Here is a 22,075-nt window from a genome sequence, read left to right as displayed (position 1 = left end):
CAAAAATGATTTTATTGTAATAATCCATTAGATAAACTCAACAAAGTATCCGTGTTATTATCTGAATTTGTCCAGTCTACTTTTTTAGTTGGATCAATTCCGTTAAAATATTTTTCAATATTAGTATAACCGTCTCCGTTTAAATCTTTATTAGCATCTGAAGCATCTTTAGGATTCAAACCGTATTTTTTCTCCCAGGCATCCGGAATTCCGTCATTATCAGAATCTTTGTATGCTTTTCCTTTGTATTCAGGATAACCACCTACCTGATCAGGATGCGTGATAATTCCTTTTTTATACGAATCAGGATCTAATCTTCTTTTTACAAATTCTTTTCCAATACTATTTTCCAAACCATCTTTATATTCGATAATTCCTGTTCTTACTTGTTTGATAACTCTTTCGTCAACTGCATCTCTTTTTGGTAAAGTCGCTCCTACATTTTTCAATACAAATGCATAAGCTTCCTCAGCACTCATAACAGTAATTTTTGGCATTGGAAAAGCCTTTTCCTGCTTGATATAGGCCAATTTCTCCTTAGCCTCTTCAAATTTAAGATTTTCTAATTGAATACCTCCATTCCAGTTATCTTTAGTAACTTCCGGAACACCGTCAATATAATTTCCATTAGCATAAACTCTACCAAAGGTTTTTGGAACCATATAACCAGATTCTGGTTTTAAGATTCGGTAACTAATAGGTTCTCCTTTAGGTGTAATAGGTCCTGGTTTATAATAATTATTGATGATGTTAAACATCGAACGATAATCTCCTCCATCAAGTGAACGATTCCACCAGTTAAAAATAACATTGTTAACAAAATTGAAATCACCGTACATTCCGATTGAGCAGTTTCTCGAAATATTATTAGCCCAAAGATTACGCATAAACGTACTGTTTAAACCTCCAATAGTACTACCAAAAGCGTGATTGTAAGTATCTAAACCTTCTGAAGAAATCGTGTTTTGAATTGTAATATTAGACGCAGGTAATTTTTCTAATTTCGAAGTTTCATTCGCCTGAAATTGGTGACGATACAACGAAATATTTTCGTCTAATCCCCAACTTACCGAACAGTGATCTATAATTACATTTCCAATTACGTTTCCACCTAATGAATCGTCTCTTCGGGCTACGTTTGTAGCTCCACGTCTAAAACGCATGTGCCTGATAATAATATCATGAGTATCTAATAAAATAGATTCTCCTGCTACGCAAATACCATCTCCCGGAGCAGTTTGACCTGCAATAGTGATATAAGGTGCACGCACACTAATTGGCTTCTGTAATTTAATAATTCCAGAAACGTTAAAAACAATAGTTCTTGCACCAACAGCTTCTAATGCTTCACGTAATGTTCCTTTTCCGCTGTCTTCTAAACTTGTTACTACAAATATTTTTCCGCCACGGCCACCTTGTGTGTAAGCACCACCACCTTCGGCTCCCGGAAATGCAGGAATGGCTGCCTGAACAAAATCTTTCGGATAATATGCCCAAGGTAAATAAGGGCGACCTTGCAGAGTCTCCTTTTTTATCACATCCTGATTATCAGCCCAAATTTTGGCTAATCTAATTTCTTCCTGTGCTAAAACCGCATCGGTTTTATCCTGAACTTCTTTTGGAATTGTTGGATACTGAGCATGCATTACTGAACAGCTAAATAAAATTGCAGTTAAGCCGTAAAGTGTCTTTAATCTTTGCTTCATTTTGAGGGATTTTAAGATAAATTATTAATTGATTTTAAAACTATTTCTTGTTTTTTTCACGTTCTTCAACACGCTTGTGCCAATCAGCACTTTCTTTGTTCAAGTCATAACCAGCTTTAGAAAGGTAATTATTGATTCTTCCTTTGTATTTACCAAACCAGCCGTGTTTTTCTTTAGAAGAACCACCATCCATAGCATGTTCTCTGGCTTCAACTAAGGCATCGTAAATGTATTTTTTTTGAGCATCAGTTAAATTAGGTAACATATCATTGTAAGCCACTACAGTAATAGGCAATACACCGTAAGTCATTCCGTCTTTTACCTGAACAATCTGACTATTATTAAGCTTTTTGCTTAATTTTTTTAAGTAAGATTTATGAAGTGATAAGATCTTTTTATCTGTATCCGTTTTTAGTTTTTCAACTGATTTTTCCTGCTTTTCTTTATCAGTAATATTCTTTTTTACTTCGGCAATTTTTGCGTCACGAGTCTCATGAAGTGTATTCAAAGATCTGTATTGTTCAGCAATAATATCTCTAACAGCAAGCTGGTCTTCTTTTGAAGTTAATTTTAAATCATTAACTATTTTCTGTGCTCTTTCATTGGTAACTTTTACATATTCAGGGTCAACTCCAGATTGTGCTACAACGTTTGAACATAACGATAGTAATAAAGCAACAGCAACTAATTTTTTATACATTTTCATCTTTTCTATTTTTTTGTATCAGTTATAAAGCAAAATTCTTGCTCGGTCGTTCACAGACTGAGCAAGAATTGTACCAAACACACTTAAATTACTTTTTAAATTCAGCTAAACCACCTTTTAATTTAGCTAAAGTATCTTCGTTGTTTTTTAAATCTTTCCAATCTGTTTTTTTCTTCGGATTGGTTCCATTGATATATTCCTCGATATTAGTATATCCATCACCATCTGAATCAATAGTAGCATCAGAAGGATCGTTAGGATTTAGTTTGTATTTTTTCTCCCAGGCATCTGGCAAACCATCTTTATCTGTATCGATATATGGAGTTCCTTTGTATTCAGGATATCCGCCTACCTGAGAAATATCAGTAATAATTCCTAATTTATAAGAATCCTGACCTAAACGTCTGTGTTCAAACTGATAGAAAGATTTTGGATCTAAACCTTCTGCATATTCAGGTTTTCCTGTTTTTACTACTCTTACAATTCGAGTATCAACAGGATCTCTTTGAGGTAAGGTAGCTCCTACATTTTCAAGTACGAAATCATAGGATTGTTCTGCCGTCATCAGTTTGTGTAACCAAGGCATTGGCATAGGTTCGTTAACTTTCATTTTAGGAAAATAAGCTGAAGCTTCTTCAAAAGTCATTGCTTCACCTTTTTTATTTTCCATTTGTACACCACCATTCCAGTTGTCTTTAGTCACTTTTTCGTTTCCTTCAACTACGTTACCGTTTACATAAGCTCTACCAAAAACCACATAAGGTAATTTACTTCGGCCTGATTCCGGTTTTAAAATTCTGTAACTAATAGGTTCGTTAAGATTAGTTACCGGACCCGGCTTAAAATAATTATTGATAATATTATACTGAGCAGTATAATCTCCTCCGTCTATAGAACGGTTATACCAATTAAAAATCACATTATTAGCAAAATTAAAAATTCCATTCCAGCCAATAGATGGATTTCTACCTGTGTTACTGGACCATAAATTTCTAACAAAAGAACAGTTTTCACCTCCTAAAGTACTACCAAAAGCATGATTGTAAGTATCTAATCCTTCAGCAAATAAACTGTTTTGAATAGTAACATTTACAGTAGGAAATTTTTTCTCAGGAATTCCCGTTCCGTCATCATACATGTGACGGTAAAAAGACATATTTTCGTCTAATCCCCAAGTAGCTGAAACGTGATCAATAATGATGTTTCCAACAGGATTTCCTCCAATTGCATCATCACGACGACCTACAAAAGTTTCTCCTCTACGGAAACGCATGTGACGGATAACTACATCATGAGTATCTACCCAGATTGTTTCTCCAGCTACGCAAATTCCGTCTCCGGGAGCAGTTTGACCTGCAATAGTAACATAAGGAGCTCTGACAATTAACGGACTTTCTAATTTAATAATTCCCGAAACATTAAAAACAATGATTCTGGCTCCTCCTTGTTCCAATGCCGCACGTAAAGTACCAGGACCTCTGTCTTCCAGACTTGTAACAGTAATAACTTTACCACCACGTCCACCAAAACTGTACATCCCTCCACCTTCAGCACCTGGAAAAGCAGGAATAGAAGCTTGTGGCAAATCAGTAGGTCTTGAAGCCCAAGGAACAAAAGGTTTTCCTTGTCTTTCTTCCTGCTCAACAATTACTTTTGCTTTTTCCCAAGCATCATTTGAACGTTTTTCTGCTTCAGCCTTAATTGCTTTTTCTTTCGCCTGAACCTCAGGAGATATTTTAGGATACTGCGCAAAACAATTAGCAATTCCTAAAACTAAAAAAGTCAATAAAAAATTTAATTTTTTCATTTTAAAATTCTTCTTAATTAATAAAAAACATTGGGTTAGAACTGCTATTTATTAGATTAAAATTTTGGTAGTTATAAAAGAAGAAATGCCTGAAATTAATCAGGCATTTCTTTTGTTTTATGATTTATTGTAATGGATCGAAAGTACTTGTTCCTCCAGACCATCCTGTAGTTTGCCCTAAATACATCGAAGTATTTAATGCACTAGCAGGAATACCAAAGAAATAATATTGATTATACCATTTAAATTTCCAATCTGCAGTAGTTGGATCTGCATTATCTTTTACAACCACTCTTAAAAAGTTTGCATAAAAATAATCTAAGTACTGATCATAAGTAGTTATTCCAGCTGGAAAAGTGGTAGGATTTCTATCCGCAACCGGAGCCACGCCATTAACTGGCACAAACGGATCAGGATTACCTACATAATCAGTACCATTTTGTCTTTTAGCTATAAAAAACAATCCCTGTCTTCTGATTCCTTCAATAGGGGTTTGATTTAAACGTGTACAAGTACCAAAATCATTATTAAACAACAACCAACGTCTTAAATCCCAGAAACGTTTACTTTCGTATGCGAATTCTACTTTTCTCTCATTAATAACAGCAGCAAAATGTTGATCTCTGCTATTTACATTGTCTAAACCAAATGTTCCTCCATTACTTTCAATACCAGCTCTCTCTCTAATTTTTGCAATTAAAGCTTTACCTTCTGCCAATTGATTAATTCCAATAGCAGATTCCGCTAAATTTAATAATACTTCAGCAAAACGCATTTCCATATAATCTGTACCACTAAACTGGAAATTGTTAGCTTTACTTGCACTTGGATTTGTTGCTTTTCCGATATATATATTTGTATTAACGGTACCTAATGTCTCAGTTACACCAGTTGGTAATACAGTTGAATTAGCAGGAGCCGTTCTAAACCAATGATAAGAAAACTGCTTGAAAGTTGGTTCTTCAGCATGTGGCCATGGAGCTCCACTATAAATAAAAGTTTTATAGAATCTTGGATCTCTATTTTTATAAAATGTTTGCAATGAATACGGATATGTGGTTGAAACACCTGGTGCTTTACCATCTTTCATAGGGAAAGCATTCATCATCTGTAAAGTAGCACCTACTGAACCATTAGCTCCCTGAGTTTTAGAACGAACTGCTCTTTCCCAACCATTATTTCTTTGAACATTTGATGCAGTTGTATTATTAAAACCATACACAATTACAGCCTCAGGATTATTAACTTCAGTAAACCACATATTTCCCCAAGCAGTACCATTAGCAAACCCACCTGTATTAAAAAGTCTTTTAGACCCTCCCTCTGCTGATTCTAATAAAGTAACTGCTGCTTTATTGGCATCATATGCACGTTGCCAACGACTCACATCATCAGTACGATTAAACAAAGGACTTGCCCAGGTTAACAACACACGGCCTTTGAAAGCAGCTACGGCTCCTTTTGTTATTCTTCCCCAGTTTACATTAGGATCATCCCACACACCAGGTAACAAACTTTGTGCCATATCAAGGTCAGCAATGATTTGTTCAATACAAGCAGACGTAGAACTTCTAAGCACTTTATTAGCTTCAGGATTATCAGTAATAGAACTTTGAGCTGTCAAAACTAAAGGAACTCCACCATACAAGCGCACCAAATCAAAATATTGCCAGGCTCTCCAAAAATACATTTGTCCTTTCAATGGGTTTTTATCAGCATCAGCCATCCCATATTTATCAATATTATCTAAGAATAAATTAATCTGTCTCAATCGAGTGTATGAATTATTACCGATACTAGCATTCATAGCCACACCAATATAATTCAAACAATTCGCATCTGTATTTCTTCCTGGTTCAGCCCAAACTTTATTCCAGTTTACCTCGCCTGTTAATTCCTCTGTAGTTTGAGAAAAATCATCGTTAGAACCAGATGCCAAATCCCAAGTGTAAGATTGTGCATTGTTTGCTGGCAAGAATAATCTATAGATATAATCTACATAAGCCTTTGCTTGAAGAGGTTCTTGATAAACTTGTTCATTAACTCCTGATAAATCTCTTTTTTCTTCAAGAAAATCATCACTACAGCTTCCTAAAAATAATGCCGTTGCAACACAAGCTACTATATTTATTTTTATATTTTTCATTTTCACTAATTTAAATATTCTTAATTAAAAAGACAAATTAACTCCTAAAGAATAGGTTTTTAATTCAGGATAAACATCATAGGCACCGTTTGGAGCTTTATGCTCAAATGGGTTGTACAAAATAAATGGATTAATTGCAGTTAAATTTAATCTACAAGAGCTAATCCCTAAAGCTTCCGTAATTTTTTTAGGCATAGTGTAACCTAAATTAATATTACGCATTTGAATACTGGTTGCTGAACGTTGCCAGAAAGAAGATGTTGGTGCTAGGTTCAAAGCTTCACTATAAGGGTTAGGCATAGTTCCATTAGGATTTAACACAGGATCATAGATATTATTCCAAATCGAAGGTCTGTTATCAATACCATCATTAATCGCAGCATTCATCGTTTTTCTAGTTTGACTATCAATCTCATTCCATCCTCCTCCAAAAGAAGCTGTAACTACTGCATTTAAAGTAAAGTTTTTATACCCAAACTTTAATGTAGTTCCCATTCCGTATCTAGTACTTTGTCTTTTTGCTAATCGAATTTGATCCCACTCGTCTATGATTCCATCTGCTGGAGCAAACTCACCTGTAGCAGGATTAAAAGGACCTCGAACATCAGCATAAGAAAGAGAACCTGGTCTAAGATTAGCTGCTAAAACACCAAAAACAGATTTAATATTGTATTTTTCTATATAAGCCTGAACATCCTCTGTTGTTTTTAACATACCTACATAATCATATCCCCACACACCGTTGTCTCTTCTTCCTCCTGGTTGTGGATTCCATGGATATTGACTTGTGATTGGATTAAAGTCACCACGAACCATTTTATCATCACCCCATCCGAAGTTGACATTTACACCATATTTAAAATCTCCACCGATTGTATCATCCCAACCTAAAGCAAATTCATAACCCCAATTATCTCTTCTACCATAATTTTCTGAAGCTACAGAACCACCTATAGTGAAAGGAACGTCAGCTGTTTTAGACAACAATATATCATCTTCAATATTATAATAAGCTTCAGCAGTTAATGACAATCTGTTGTCAAATAATTTGGCATCAATACCAAAATTGGTTTTCGTATGCTCTGTCCAAGTTGCATCTCTATTTGGAGTTACCTCCATCTTCATTCCTGTCGTAGCTAACTGATTGTTTCCTCCAACAAATCCTTGTCCATTTTGATAGGTAAAACGTTGTCTCCACCCCCAAGGTCTTGTATCATCTGTACCTAGTAAACCTACTGAAAATCTAACTTTTAAAAAATCAATAAACTTTGATTTAAAGAAATCTTCTTTAGAAATTACCCATCCTGTAGATACGCTATAAAATCTTCCCCAATAATTCTCTGGTGCAAATCGGGTAGAAGCATCACTTCTAAACAATACCTCAGCCAGATACTTGTCTGCATAAGCATAATTAGCTCGACCAATATAACCTAAAGTACCTGATTCATTTCCTGTAGCCGTACCATCAATAGTTCCGAAGGCAGAATTAGAAAAACCATCAGTTGTCTGTAATGGTTCATCTCTATAAAACTGATCACGGGTATCATTAGCTTCCCCTTTTTCTACTGAGAACAATGCAGAAACCGAATGTTTCCCAAAGTCACGACTATAAGACATATTAAAGTTATACTGCTCTGACAATGAATTTGTATTATCCCATCCTAATCTATTACCATTACTGTTATTTCTAGCAGTAACTGCTGTATATTGATCTAAAGGTCTATTCGGATCATAGATATGTCCATTAGCTCCCGCTCCATTAACCCCTGGTGTAGTTGTAAACTGATATAATGTAAATCTAGTTCCAATATAATTAGATCGATTAGTAACCATATTACGCGCATAAGACGCTCTGGCCTTTAAACCTTTAATAAAAGGCACTTGGTACTCCGCATAAAAATTAGAGGTTAAATTGAATCCTTTATTTATTGCTACGTTACCTAATCTGTTAATCTCACCATAATGATATTGCGCCTCATTACGAGTATTTAAACGCTGTACTGGCAAACCTTGTATGTACTGAGGTAAAATAGGAGAAGAATTCAATAATCTTCTGTAATCATTCTCATCGTTTGTACCACCAACCCTACTATTTACTTTAGAGTTATCATTATAAAATCCTGAAATCTGGATACCTGCTTTAAAATCATCAGAAACCTTAAAGTCAGTACCTGCTCTGTAAGTCCATCTTCTGTAATCTATATTATCTAGATTACCATTTTGAGTATAATAAGAAGTTCCTGCAAAATAAGTAGCTCTATCCGAGCCTCCTGTCACATTCATAGTATGTTTTTGATTATATGACGGTTTCCATACTTCATCTAGAGGATTATAGTTTAGAGTTTTATAATACTCTATTTCGTCTGGAGAAAAAACATATTGTGGATTAGTATCCCTTCCTGTAACTGTAGATGCATAACCATTAGGACCATTCATGATATTATAATAATTGGCATATTCTACTGCATTCATCATTTTAGTACGATATACCTCATCCTGAATCCCATACAAGCCTGTATAAGTGAATTTTGCAGGTCCACTTTTACCTCTTTTCGTAGTCACTAAAACTACTCCATTTGCACCTCTCGAACCATATACAGCAGCAGCAGCATCTTTAAGAAACGAAATGCTTTCAACTTCCGAAGCATCCAAATTATCAAATAATGTAGAATCTGGCGCTCCATTACCTGATATTTGCAATATCCCATCGATTACATATAATGGTTGATCTGTTCCTCCATCTTTAGAAAGACTTGCTGAATTCCTGAAATTTAATCCTGCTGCTTGTCCTGGTCTTCTATTCCCTCCTGAAACACCAACACCTAATACTCTACCAACTAAAGATGCAGCTAAATTATTCGTAGGTAAATCTTCCACCTCACTAGCTTTAATAGTCTGTGTAGCACCAGTTAAATGTATCTTTTTCTGAGTACCGTATCCAACCACAACAACTTCATCTAAACTCGATGCATCCTCTTGCATTGTGATGTTAATTGAAGTAGCAGTCCCTACTGTTCTTTCCTGAGTTTTCATTCCAATATAAGAAAACTGTAACACAGCTCCTTTAGGAACCTGAATTTTGTAATTACCATCGATATCGGTCAAAACCCCATGTTTTGTCCCTTTCTCAAGCACATTAAGGCCTATAACTCCCAGCCCATCTTTATCAACCACCTTTCCAGTAATAGCTGTTCTTTCTGCATTCTGAGCTAAACCGCTCCAACAGATCATGCTGAACAATACTACACTAAATACCATTTTAAATGTTTGTTTCATAAGTGTGTTTCTTTGGTTAAAAAAATTAATTGTTTAGTTTGGTTTATTTATTTCTGTAAATGTGAAATCAAAATATTTTTCATGCTCTCTTTTGTAAATCTTTCTTTTTACAATTAATACATGTATGTAAACGTTTACAATTTTCTAACAACAGACTACATTTGATTTTGCAACACGCTAAGTAAGTCAAATGTAAACGTTTACATTTTTCAAAAGTAATAAAATTTTATTATTCAATTACTTTTTATCGATTTTTTTTTAAGTTTTTTTTAAGTTTTCGCGTTTATTTAGTGTTAAAATTTTATTATCCACACATTAATTAGTTTTTAACAAGTTTATTAGTGTGAAAACCACACGCTCATTTCTTTACTCGTTCCATTACCCCATGCGAAATACGGTACTAATTGCAAAGAAACTTGCTCCTTTGTATCTTTCAATGGCTGATATAATTTTTTATCCCACGAATTGGTATTCAAAAATCCCTGAGCTGTAATCTCTACAAGATTTCTATTGTTTTTTTGGATCGTTTTGATTTGGAAATCAGAATTAGCATTTAAAATTACTTCATTAATGGAAGCTTTTTTTGAAATTCCTTCTGATTCTAAACAATAAACTATAGGTCCTCTCTTTACTGCAACCTGATTTTTAGTTTCCTCAACAAGCGGATTTGCCTGCATTACTTCAACAGGCATCGGAATATTTAAACTAATCACATCTCCTTTTTTCCATTTGCGGTCTAATTTTAAATAACTTCCTGAAACAATAGTTCCTTCAACCACTTTATCATTAATCTTAACAATAGTTCCATTACTCCATCCTGGAATTCTTAAAAACAAAGCATAATTTTCTTTAGGAACAGCTTCAAGTTCAATCGAAATAGCTCCGTCCCAAGGATAATTAGTTTCTTGATGTAAATGAATTTTCTTCCCTTCCTCTGTAGTAGTGTCTAAATGATTACTTCCATATAGGTTAACATACAATCCTTCTTTTGTCAAACTATAAGCATAATTACCAATTTCGGCAACAGTTCTGGTAACATTTGGCGCACAACAATTTGACAATGCGATATAACCTTCACGAACATTTCCCCAACGTTGTTGAAAAGGCAAATCAGCAGAGACATTCAACGGATTGTTATAGAAAAATTTATTTCCTTCTAAGTTCATTCCAGACAATACACTATTATACAAAGCCAATTCTACAATATCAGCATATTTAGCATCACCCGTAATTTGTAACATTCTCCAATTCCATAATACATTCCCAATGTTAGCACAGGTTTCAGTATGCGCCGTAGCATTTGGTAATTGGAATGGTCTTCCGTAAGCCTGGTGAATTTTTTGAACCACGGTTGGATCATAAGAAGTCCCATCAGGTGAAACTCCATCATACAAAGCACCACAAGCTCCTGTGATGTACATTTTTCTAAAAGTCACATCGTCCCAAATAGACTCTAAATTATCTAATAATTTTTTCTCACCTGTCTCTGCATACAAATCGGCAACACCGGCATATAAGTAATTTGCTCTTACGGCATGACCCATTGCAGTGGTTTGCTTTCTAAACGGAATTCGATCCTGATTATCATCGGTTCCATCATCGGTAGTTCCTCTAATATCTATTAGATTATTCGCTAATTCCAGATATTTTGGATTTTTAGTAGTACGGTACATTTCGACAATTCCCATATAATGTGACGGACAAATCGCATTTCGGGCTAATTCCGGCGAAGCTTTTTTGTAGAAATCATATAAAAAGTCGGCAACTCCTTTGGCAATATTTAAAAAACTGGTTTTTCCAGTCGCCCGGTAATGTACACAGGCAGCCGTCATTAAATGCCCCATATTGTATTTTTCGAAACCCAATTGTTTTTTTACTTCTTCAGGTCCTAAGGTTCCCCAACGCTCATCTATTAAAACCGGTGTATGTAAGTAACCATCTTTACGCTGCACTTTAGCAAATAAAGCAATGGCTTCGTCCATTTGTTTATCTAGCTTTTTATCTTTTGTAATGGCATAAGTAGCTGCCATTCCTTCAAAAATTTTATAAAAATCACCATCATGAAAAGAAGGTCCTTTGAAAGTTCCCTTAGTCAAACCAGCTGCAATTTCGAAATTCTTATAAGCATGCGAAACTTCATCATTATGATACAAATCCCACATATAAGGCAAAGTACTTTTGGTCTCTACATCAAATTGTTCTTTCCAGAAACCGTTTGTCCATTTTACATCCTGTAAACCGATACTTTGTAATTTAGAATAAGGGCTGTTCGAATTAGCTACTAAACCTTTGTTTTGAGCTACGGCAACAGTCGAAACAAGTACAGCTGATAATAGAATGATGTTCTTTTTCATTTTAATTTTGATTAAATTTTAGAATCTGCTCAATCTGCAAAATCTGCGTGAAAAATAATTAGCACGCAGATTTTGCAGATGTTTGATTCACTTTTACTTTACAAATACATTTATAATTCGGCTCATTGAATCTCCATCAGCATCTACAACTTTTACTTCAACCGAAGCAAAACCTTTAACTTTTGATGTAAATTGTATTTCATTTTTAATAATTGAAGCCGAACCATTTACAACCTGATTCACAGTATATTTTGGTTTATTAGTAAAACCTTTAAATAAATCTTCAACATTTACTTTTAAAGTTTTAGAAGTTTCAACAAAATAATGAGGCGTAGCCATCCAGTTTAAATAATCTTCTAACTGAGTAAATCCGTTTCCACTTGCAGCATTCGCATCAGAGAAATCTCCTTTAGCTGAATTTATGTTGAATCCCTTAGCCTCTTCCCACCAGTTTGGCAATCCGTCCTGATCAGTATCCCAATTAGCATCGCGGGTTTCATTAGGATAATTTTCCCACCCACCAGCATCTTCTTCATTATCAATCATTCCGCCTATACCACTTTTGCTTCCTTTATATGTATAGGTTCCTTTTAAAGTTTCTTTGATAATTCTTTGATCATGCGTATCAAATACTGGTAAGGTTGCACCAACATCAGACAATACATCTTTATAAGCAGCAGTTGCTGATTGTGTATTTACATGAGATTCGAAAAATGGTTTTGGCAAAAACACATCATAATCTACTATTGCGTTATTAGAAATGGTGTACTTTCTTCCTTTATCCTGATTGTTCTCATTAAAATAACCCGGCATTACATTTCCATCAAAATAATATTGTTGTTTTCCTTTACCAACACCTTCAATTTGTGCATTTAGAGCGACAAATATTTTAGTAGCAACTCCAGGTTTATAATAATTATTGACAAAATTCACCTGATTAGCTCCACCATCAGTAGCGCGGCCTCCCCAATTGTACACTACATTATTACGAATATCTATTTTTCCCCCATAAAAACCGTCACCATTTAATCCGCCACCAATACTCCAGTTACGACCGTAATTATGCGCTAACAAATTGTGATGAAAACTACCTACATCTCCACCAATTGTTGCTGCGTAACCATGCATTTTTCCTTCTGCATATTTACTATGGCCTGCTACATTTAAAGCCTCAGCAATTAAAGTGCGTTGTAAACTAATATTGTGTGCACCTCTTGAACTAAAAGATTCATCAATAGTCCAGCTAATGGAACAGTGATCAATAATACTATTATTTGCTCCTGTTAATCCCATTCCGTCATAAGTTCTTCCGCCACCAATTCTAACTCGTAAAAATCGTATAATTCCATCGTTTCCAGTTAAACCAATAGGAGCTCTGCTAATCATGATTCCTTTCCCTGGTGCCGTTTGTCCCGCAATAGTAACATAAGGCTGACTTACTACTAAACGAGATTCTAATTTGATATTTCCGGAAACATTAAAAACAATTGTTTTTGGTCCTACTTCCTGATCAACAGCATCACGCAAACTTCCTGGTCCGCTATCATTCAAATTGGTAACAGCAATTACTTTTCCGCCTCGTCCACCAATGGCAAAACGACCGTAACCTTCGGCTCCCGGGAAAGCAATTTGTGCTGGTTTAAAGTACCAAACCTTACCTTTTGTCACTTCGTTATCAGCATCAATTTCATCTACTCTCCAATAATATGTTTTTAAATTATCCAGCGTTTTAACATCAACAACGGCTTCTTTAACTTTTAAATTTCCTTTAAACTCTTGCGAACTTGGAGTTGCACGTGCCAATTCTTCCTGGCTTTCGCCAAAATAAAAATCATGAGAAACAGTTCCTTCCGGCGAGTTCCATTCTAATTTAAAATCATTTGCTAAAACCACATGTTCATCATTATTAGCCGGTTTTGGCGAATTAGCTTGTTTTTTTAAGTTCGGTAAATCCAATTCGAAACCATTCAATACTACTTTTTGAGTTTTCCCCGCAGCTTTTGCATCCGATTCAAATCGAACAACAACATCTTTTGCTCCATCAGCATCAAACTTAATATAAGAAATAGCCGATTCTATGGTAGAAGTTACTCTATTTGTTGGCTGAAGTGTTTGCGAAAAAACACCATTCACAAAAATCTTAACCGGAGCATAATTAGCTAATTCCGGACTATCAAAAGTATTACTGAAAACTAACAAACTATGTTTTCCTTTTGACAAACCACTAATGATTATTTCTACATTTTTATTAGCAATAAGACCATCACTTACTAAACGGGCATAAAATGGCGCCTGAATTCCTGTTTTGTGCCAACCGGAATTAATATCACCTTTTAAAGCTACTTTTATATCTCCAAAATTTTTCTCAAATTGTTTTCCTTCGCTTATGGGCCAGGAAATATAATTAGGATCATTTACTTCTAAGGTTCTGCGTGATGCAAAATCAAAATCAACTTTTAATGACTTTGTAGCCGGAATTACATTTTGGTTTTGTGCACTCAAATTCAATGTAAACGTTATCATTGTTCCGGCACAAAAAGCAAGTTGCTTTACTAAATTCATAATACTTATCTATTTTAGGGTTATATAAATCGCCACCTTAAAAAGCAACGAAAGCATATTCTATTTTAAATTTTCCCCACCCCAGCCCTCCCCAAAGGGAAGGGAGCCAAAACAGGATTAGTGATACTTTTTAATTCATTTTTAATTTTTCTACTTCAGATTTTCCAAGCAAATTAACAATATCTTTTTCTCTCTCTTTTGGAAAAACCTTTAACAAAGTTACTTTTCCTTTTTCCATTTTCACCTCTACAGTAGTGTTTTTTGGCACATGTAATTTAAAATGTACATCCCAGGCTGATGGCCAGGCAGGAAAAATATAAATAGTATCTCCGCTAGTTTGCAACAACATTTCCTGCATTCCTATCATTCCTGCTCCTCCCCAGTTGTGATCCGGAACCCAGTCATAACCTGGTCCCCAAAAAGCAGGGAATCTTCGGTCAGAATTTGCCATTTTTAGCAAATTGTATTTGGCTGCTTCCTCAGTCAAACCTAATCTTGCTGCAAAAATATTATCTTGTTTCCAGCCCACATGGCTTCTAAATTTCAACGCATCGGTATCGTATTTCCAGGTATTTACAGCTGTTTGTAAATCTGGTTTTCCAATACCGTAAATTCCCCAGGGATACACCGGATACAATTGTGGCACTTCGGTATTATTGATTCGTTCCCATGTTTTGGCTGGAGCCAAAGTTTTATGTCCGTCAAATTCTTTAAAATTCAAAGGCGGAATTCGGGTTTGAAGTCCTTGCAAATAGGTTACATCCTCTTTTGATAATTCATTTTCGGATAGTAACAATAATTGTTCCGTAATTACTTTTAATGCCGAAATAGTACTATTAGCATTATTAGTCATTTTATAAGTTTCAGTCGCCGAGCCCGGAAAAAGAACCAAATGACCATTTCCGTCCAATGCTTTTCGACCTCTTTGTTTTGCTAAATATTGATAATGTTCATCAAAAAAACGAAGACAACTAATGATAAACTGATTGTATTTTTGAATGTCTTTTCCGGCAAATTCTTTCTGCTGTAACATCATTTTGCAAAACTCAAAAACCGTATCCCATTCATATTCCAGCCAGGCATTGTATTCCATTCCGGGATCGTAATCTGCAGGGCGTTTCCAGTCATATTCTGCAGGATTTGGTAATGCAAAATTTTCTAATTGTTCTGTAAAAGAAGCGCCACCATGTTTCCAATAAACTTGTGAACGCAATTCGGCATTTTTTTGCAAATTCAAATAATAATCTAATTGCGATTGCATCATATCAAAATCGCCACTTTTTAACATCGGAAAATAAACCAATCGCTGGTTTTGTGCCGTCATGGTTCCTCCACCCCAATTTCTAAAATCAGGTGTGAAATTCAATTCCTTATTTGTATGTACCGGATCAACCGTGAACAATCCGCCATTAAATTTTGTTGGATATTTTCCGTAAGCATTCGCACCCAGCATATATCGGAACAATTGATAATTCTGTCCTATTTGGTAAACCGAATCGGTTACAGATTTATCTTTTTGGGTATAAATAAAAGAACGATTCCAGAAATTATTCCACCAAACAACCGTCTTTTTTTCATCTCTCTTATAAGTCGAAATTTGTTTTTGCAGCTCTTTTTCCCATAAACCAGCATCTGCTGATTGATTCGTATGCAACTGAATCTGGAACTGATGCTTTTTAGCTGTTTTTATACTCGAAAGTTGGAAACCTTTAAAATCAGTATCCTGATAAATTCCGTTATACGTTCCGCTTGCTTTCAAATTGTTTCCAAAAAGCTGTCCTCCAAAAGTAAGATTCGCAATAGGATTTAGCATTTGACCCTTAACCGATTCCATTTTTTGCTGTTTAACCGTCACATCAAAAACAGTATTGGCTCTGTTTCTATGATAAAATTTCACACCGTTATTTTCAAACGAAATTGAATCTTTATAAGTTATAATATCGCCTTGCGGAGCCCATTTATAAGAATTGGCATTATTAGCCTTGCCTTTAGAATCTCTGTTTTTATAACGCCAGCTTTCGTAAGCGACTTTCATTTCTGTTGGTACTTTACTAGTCACATCAACATGAATCACCGGATTAAAAACATCAACCCATAGTTTTACCGAAGTTCCGTTTTGTGAAACAGTTATGTATCCATCTTTTAGCTTCAGTTCCTGTTTAAAACCTTGATCATCTTTGAATGGATTAGGACTCAAATTTACTTTTACTCTTCCTAATTTCAATAAAGTATTGTGCTCATCAAAAGTTCCCGAACGGGAAAAATAGAAATACAAGTCGCCTTTTTCAACCCATACATTCGCACCAATATCCCCTCCGCCCAATGGCATCGATTCACCTGAATTAACACTTTGCGTAGTCCATATCTGATTGTAATTATCAAGTACAGGAATTTGAGCCTTGATACAAAGCGTCACTAAAAGAGAAAATAAAAATATTGTATTTTTCATTTTTATATTTTCCTGCAAGGTCTTTTTCTGACCTTGTAGGTATTAAAAGTTCATTTCAATTTTATACCTACAAGGTTTTGTAAACCTTGCAGGATAATATTAACTACCAACTATCCGTTCTAAAAGAAGAAAGCGGCAATCCTCCTGTACTGAAAATTTGAGCTTCCGCATAATCTTTAAATAAATAACGAACTGCAACAGGCTTTTCTACCTGCGGGGAAGAAAGTAAAACCGACTTTCTTCTTAACTCGGCTTTAGCGGGATAAAACACCTTATTCTCACCAGCAATTTCAAATCCTGTTACTTCTTTTCCGTAAGAGGTAACTCCGTTAGGAGCTTTATCAAAAGCTACTGTTACCACACTTCCTTTAATTTCCATAGCGCTAAACTCAGGACTTTCGAACTCAAAACCTGTCATTCCATACGTTTTGGTCAAAGCCAAATAACCTAATCTATTTCCTCCCGCTTTTTTATTATCAGGATGAATATTATTTTCTTCGCCAACATCCATTAAAACTGCCATGGCTGAATTTGAAATCTCTTTTGAAGCTTTCAATTGCGCTTCACGCAAATAAGCCGAATTGTATTCTTCTTTATAATCTTTTGGATGAAATTGAGCGTAATTAAAAGGAGCAATTTGACAATTATAAAACGGAAAATCTCCTTGTCCCCAAAGTGTTCTCCAACTGCTCACCATTTTTTTAGTTAATGCTGCATATTGAGCAGCACGTTCATAATTAGATTCTCCCTGGTACCAGATACAGCCTTTGATTCCGTAACCAATTACCGGTGAAAGCATTCCGTTAAATAAAGTCGTTGCAACACGATTTGGATCTTTAGCTAAATCTTCTTTCTTTGTTGGGATTTTAGCTGCTGCAAAATCCTTCAACATTTCCTGATTCATCCAAGCTTCCATACTCGAACCACCATAAGAAACCACAATCAATCCTACCGGAACATCTAAAACTTCTTGTAATAAAGAACCAAAATACCAGGCTGTAGCACTTAAATTAGCCGTATTTTGTGGAGCTGCCTCAAACCATTGTCCTTGAAAATCTTCGTTTGGAGTCAGTACCGTAGCTCTTGGAACGGTGATAAAACGAATGTTTTTATTTCTCGAATGCACCACCGCTTCATTACCATCTCTTACTAGCTGTCCCGGAAAACCTTTCAAAGGCATTTCCATATTGGACTGTCCTGAACACAACCAAACTTCTCCAATTAAGATATTTTTAATTGATTTTGTTTCCGCAGCATCCGAAACTGAAATCTCATAAGGACCTCCGGCAACTGGTGTTTGTAAAGCAAGTTTCCATTTTCCATTCTTATCTGCTTTTACATCATAGGTTTTAGCATCCCAGGAAGTAGTAATTTTTACATTTTGGTTCTTATCAGCCCATCCCCAAATTGGCGCATTACTTTGCTGTTGCAACATCATATTATCCGAAAACAAAGCCGGTAACTTGATTTTTGCCTTCACCTGAAAACTTGTTAAAATCACTAAAAATGCAATAATTAAATTTTTCATCATTAAAATTTCATTTTAATTCTATTAAACTTTCACCATTAAGAAGTTAAGTTTCATTTAGCTTAATACTCTAAATATCTTAATGGTAAAAAAACTTATTTTTCTTTTTCTAAAGTAACCGGCCCCAGCAATCCTGCTTTCAATAAATTCTCTGATTCTACTAATCGATAAGGAGCAGTAGTCCAGGTTAATCGTTCTTTTTCAGGTAATTTTTGGTCACCAATTAATCGGTTTGCCCAGGTATTAGTTACTTTAATTATTATTTTGTTTTTACCTTTTTTTAATGCTTTCGAAATATCAGCTCGGTATGGAAAAGTCCAGATTGTTCCACAATCGATATCGTTAACTGTAACTTCGGCAAGATTAGCAATTGATCCCAAATTCAAATAAGTTGGTGTTTTTGTATCCTGCTTCCAATTGAATTCCTTAGTATAAACTGCTGTTCCCGAATAATATTTAATATTCTCATCAGCCGATGTACTCCAATCGAAAAGCTTATTAATTTTCAAGGCTTTTTCAGGACCTTTAAAACTTGCATCAAATTGTAAATTCCAATTTTCATCCAATGTTTGAACGGATTTCAATTCAGCCCAATTCGTTCCTTTTTTATCATTAGTTTCTTTGCTTTGATTCTTAAAAATCACAAAACAAGATTCGTTTTTATCCAGTTGCAACGGAATGATTGTTCTTCCATTTTCTACTTTCCATTGATTCAAAACCGTAGTTTTATCGGTCACTGGATTATACAATTCCGGAATTTTACCGCTTTCGCGAAAAGAAACCGTAAGTTCTCTTTTCTCTTCTAACTGATTCGAAATAAAATAAATTTCTTCATCAGCAGTTTTTCGGTGTGTCCAGGCAATGGAACCTCTGTCATTATTCTTCGAATCAGAAAATAATAAATCCGCTGGAATTCCTATTTTCGAAAAATCAGATTCGACATATGGAGTAACAATAACTGTGCCTTTACCCAGTTTCCATGAAGATTGAGTCTTATTATTTTCAGACCAAATTTCATCAACTACCATCTTCCATTTTGTAGTCTCGGCCTCAGTTTGAAAACTCGGACTATCAACTGGTTTTTCGCCAATGAAAACAGTTGCTCCTTCTTTTACTAACTGCAATATTTTTTCGGCTGTAGCCAAAGAAATAATTTTGTTAGGCGCCATATTTCTGCTTCCAGGAAACAATAAAGCTCCGTATTCAATTCCGCCTCCAAAATCTACTTTTCCATTAACGACTTTAGCTCTGTTTAACAAAACATCGACATTGAAAGAATCATAATGATAACCATTCATCGGGTTTATCCATTGTGACAAATCGGTATTGTTTTTTGAATACGTTACTTCCTTAGGCATTTTAGTCGCAGGCTGACCTTCATTTTCCAATCGGATTTTTTCGCTGGTTATTCTGGCTTCGCCAAAAACATTCGGAATAAACGGGAATAATCTGTCCGGAACTAATGAACGTGATGGTAAATCTTCGCCGATAAAAACGGCTAGATCCACCACAGGTTTTCCTTTTTGCAATTGCAATTGTACTCTTTGACAATAATCAAACCAGGCTTTTCCCGGTTTCCACCAGGTTTGGTCTCTTTGAAAAAAAGTTCCAATATCGTCTAATGTCATTCCGGGTTTTCGATCAGTCCACGGATTGTGTACAAAAACATGATAGAAAAAACGGTTGATTCCAATAGCATAATTTCTATCAGCCAGTGTTTTTAAATTTCCCGGATGTTCATCCCAATCCATTCTCAAAGCAGTAAAAGCTTCCGCCTGAATAATGTCTTTTCCATAAATATGTCCGCCTGAAATAGCATCCAGCATATCAAAAGGTTTATCGTGCGTAGGGCTTTTTAACCAAAATTCCCCACTTGGATAATCTACATATTTAAAATGCAACAATCCATCACTCATCATTGTGGGAGCCACATTTTCTGAACTGAATTTTACATTTGCTTTTTTAGCAATATCAGCCAGAGTCACATAAAAATTATCGGCCACTAATTCGGATATGGTTTTTCGAACATCGTATAAAACTTTCTCCGAAGTTGCGACACTTTCGATAGGAATTCCCGCCATTACCGGCAAATAATCTACAATATCATAACCACGGCGTTTTAAAAATTCAGCCTGAAAAACAGAAGACCAGTTCTGGCTACCGCACTCCCAGCTATCCAAATGTAAAATTTTCAAAACTTTAGAAGTTAATTCAGGCCCGGCAGTACGAATAGCTTCGCCAAACCAATGATCCAGTTGAAAACGAATCAAATCCGGATTGAATTTATCTACTTCTAAACCTTTTCCTGCTCCGCCAGTTGCATTTTCGTGCCCGGTAGAAGTATGCCCCATTCGGATAATTTTCCATTTTCCTTTTGGCGCTTTCCAGTTCAGATTACCATCGGCATCAACAAATTTGGAAATATTTACAATACTTTCTTTTTGAAACGAATCTGAATTTGAAATTTGCTCGCTAGTTGTTGTTGGACTTAAACGCCACACTGCAGCTGATTTTCCTTCGAAATTATCTATTAATGATTCGTTTGAAAGCGTGATTTTACTCACTTTCAAATTATTCTGTTTCCATTTGGCAAAATCCAAATCTTCGGCTCCCGGTTCGGTTCCGGTAACATCATAAACAAATCTAAAATACTTAGCCGTTACGGGCTTTATAGTATGTGTATGATGTACATCCATATCCTGCCAGCCGTGACGCGGGGCAATCATTCGCTCATGAAATTTAAAATGGACACCGTCATTACTCACTTCGACAATTAATCGCTGTGCCTGAAAATCTCTGCCTTTGGTTTCGACTACAATAGATTTACAAGTAAATGGTTTTTCAAACTCATATTGAATCCAGCCATTTTCGCCTAATCTGAAATTCTCGTCTTTTTTAGCATGAGCCAAAAAGGAAGCATCGCTATTGTTTGAAGTAGTAACCTTTGGTGATAACTCCTGCGAATTGATTATGTTTTCTTTTACTGGGATAGCAAAAGTAGCAATGTCTTTATAGTAATCTTTATAATGCTCAGGAACGGCTAATTTAGTGTTCCATTTTTTTCCTCCCAATAATTCAGTTGTTGACCAAACTACTTTTTGCATTGACATTTCGGGCGTAATCCACGGTCCTCCGGCTACAGCAAAACCATCGGCAGCGTGAAAAGCTAATTTTAAGTCCAAACGATCGGCTTCAATAAAAGCCCATTTTACCATATCCCAAAATTCCGGAGAAAGTTGCAATACTGGCGGTTCAATCAATGGCGGACTTGCTGGTCCTTTGATGGTCATTAAGTAAGCTCCTGCTAATCCCGCTTGTTTCATTGCTTCTAAATCGGCTGTGATTCCGGCTTTAGAATATGCAGCTTTCATCCAATACCAGTACACCCAAGGTTTTGAGGATTCTAGTGTTGGCTGAAAATTTAAATTTTCTTTTTTATGAATCTCCTGTGCGGAAACAAATCCCGCAAGAAGTAAAACAAGAAAGAGGTACTGTTTTTTAAACATCGCTAATTAAACTTTATAAAATCCACAGAATCTGC

Annotated in this window: 10 protein-coding genes; all 10 read right to left on the bottom strand. The window is 35.4% G+C overall.

The annotated features are described in order from the left end of the window. Nucleotides 1-11: 11 nt before the first annotated feature. The 10 genes from FEM21_RS00090 to FEM21_RS00045 all read right to left on the bottom strand — a co-directional run bounded on the left by FEM21_RS00090 (nt 12) and on the right by FEM21_RS00045 (nt 22,040). Complete coding sequence (locus FEM21_RS00090; RefSeq protein WP_035656562.1) at nt 12-1,706, bottom strand: polysaccharide lyase; 1,695 nt, start codon at nt 1,704-1,706, stop codon at nt 12-14. A 40-nt stretch (nt 1,707-1,746) separates the two neighbouring features. Continuing rightward, a complete protein-coding gene (locus FEM21_RS00085) occupies nt 1,747-2,412 on the bottom strand; it encodes a DUF3826 domain-containing protein (protein WP_051627410.1) in 666 nt (221 codons plus the stop codon). 88 nt (nt 2,413-2,500) lie between these two features. Further along, entirely contained in the window at nt 2,501-4,219 is a 1,719-nt protein-coding gene (locus tag FEM21_RS00080; protein ID WP_035656560.1) for a polysaccharide lyase, read from the bottom strand. Nucleotides 4,220-4,343: 124 nt separating this feature from the next. Further along, nucleotides 4,344-6,365: a RagB/SusD family nutrient uptake outer membrane protein gene (locus FEM21_RS00075; protein ID WP_035656559.1), complete on the bottom strand. Its 2,022-nt coding sequence runs from the start codon at nt 6,363-6,365 to the stop codon at nt 4,344-4,346. A gap of 24 nt (nt 6,366-6,389) precedes the next feature. Further along, the gene (locus FEM21_RS00070; RefSeq protein ID WP_035656558.1) at nt 6,390-9,641 is read right to left on the bottom strand and encodes a SusC/RagA family TonB-linked outer membrane protein; all 3,252 of its coding nucleotides are present in this window, start codon (nt 9,639-9,641) and stop codon (nt 6,390-6,392) included. 338 nt (nt 9,642-9,979) lie between these two features. Then, a complete protein-coding gene (locus FEM21_RS00065; RefSeq protein ID WP_035656556.1) occupies nt 9,980-11,995 on the bottom strand; it encodes an aceric acid hydrolase in 2,016 nt (671 codons plus the stop codon). A 93-nt stretch (nt 11,996-12,088) separates the two neighbouring features. Continuing rightward, nucleotides 12,089-14,557, bottom strand: coding sequence for a pectate lyase family protein (locus tag FEM21_RS00060; protein WP_035656555.1), 2,469 nt, complete (start codon nt 14,555-14,557; stop codon nt 12,089-12,091). Between the two features lie 130 nt (nt 14,558-14,687). Then, nucleotides 14,688-17,006: a DUF5703 domain-containing protein gene (locus FEM21_RS00055; protein ID WP_035657041.1), complete on the bottom strand. Its 2,319-nt coding sequence runs from the start codon at nt 17,004-17,006 to the stop codon at nt 14,688-14,690. Nucleotides 17,007-17,109: 103 nt separating this feature from the next. Then, a complete protein-coding gene (locus tag FEM21_RS00050; RefSeq protein WP_236353466.1) occupies nt 17,110-18,537 on the bottom strand; it encodes a sialate O-acetylesterase in 1,428 nt (475 codons plus the stop codon). A 92-nt stretch (nt 18,538-18,629) separates the two neighbouring features. Then, complete coding sequence (locus tag FEM21_RS00045) at nt 18,630-22,040, bottom strand: glycosyl hydrolase (RefSeq protein WP_035656551.1); 3,411 nt, start codon at nt 22,038-22,040, stop codon at nt 18,630-18,632. Nucleotides 22,041-22,075 lie beyond the last annotated feature (35 nt).

It is taken from the genome of Flavobacterium seoulense (assembly GCF_000695795.1).
In the GTDB taxonomy this organism is placed as follows: Bacteria; Bacteroidota; Bacteroidia; order Flavobacteriales; family Flavobacteriaceae; genus Flavobacterium; species Flavobacterium seoulense.
This window is presented reverse-complemented; position numbering and strand designations above follow the sequence as displayed.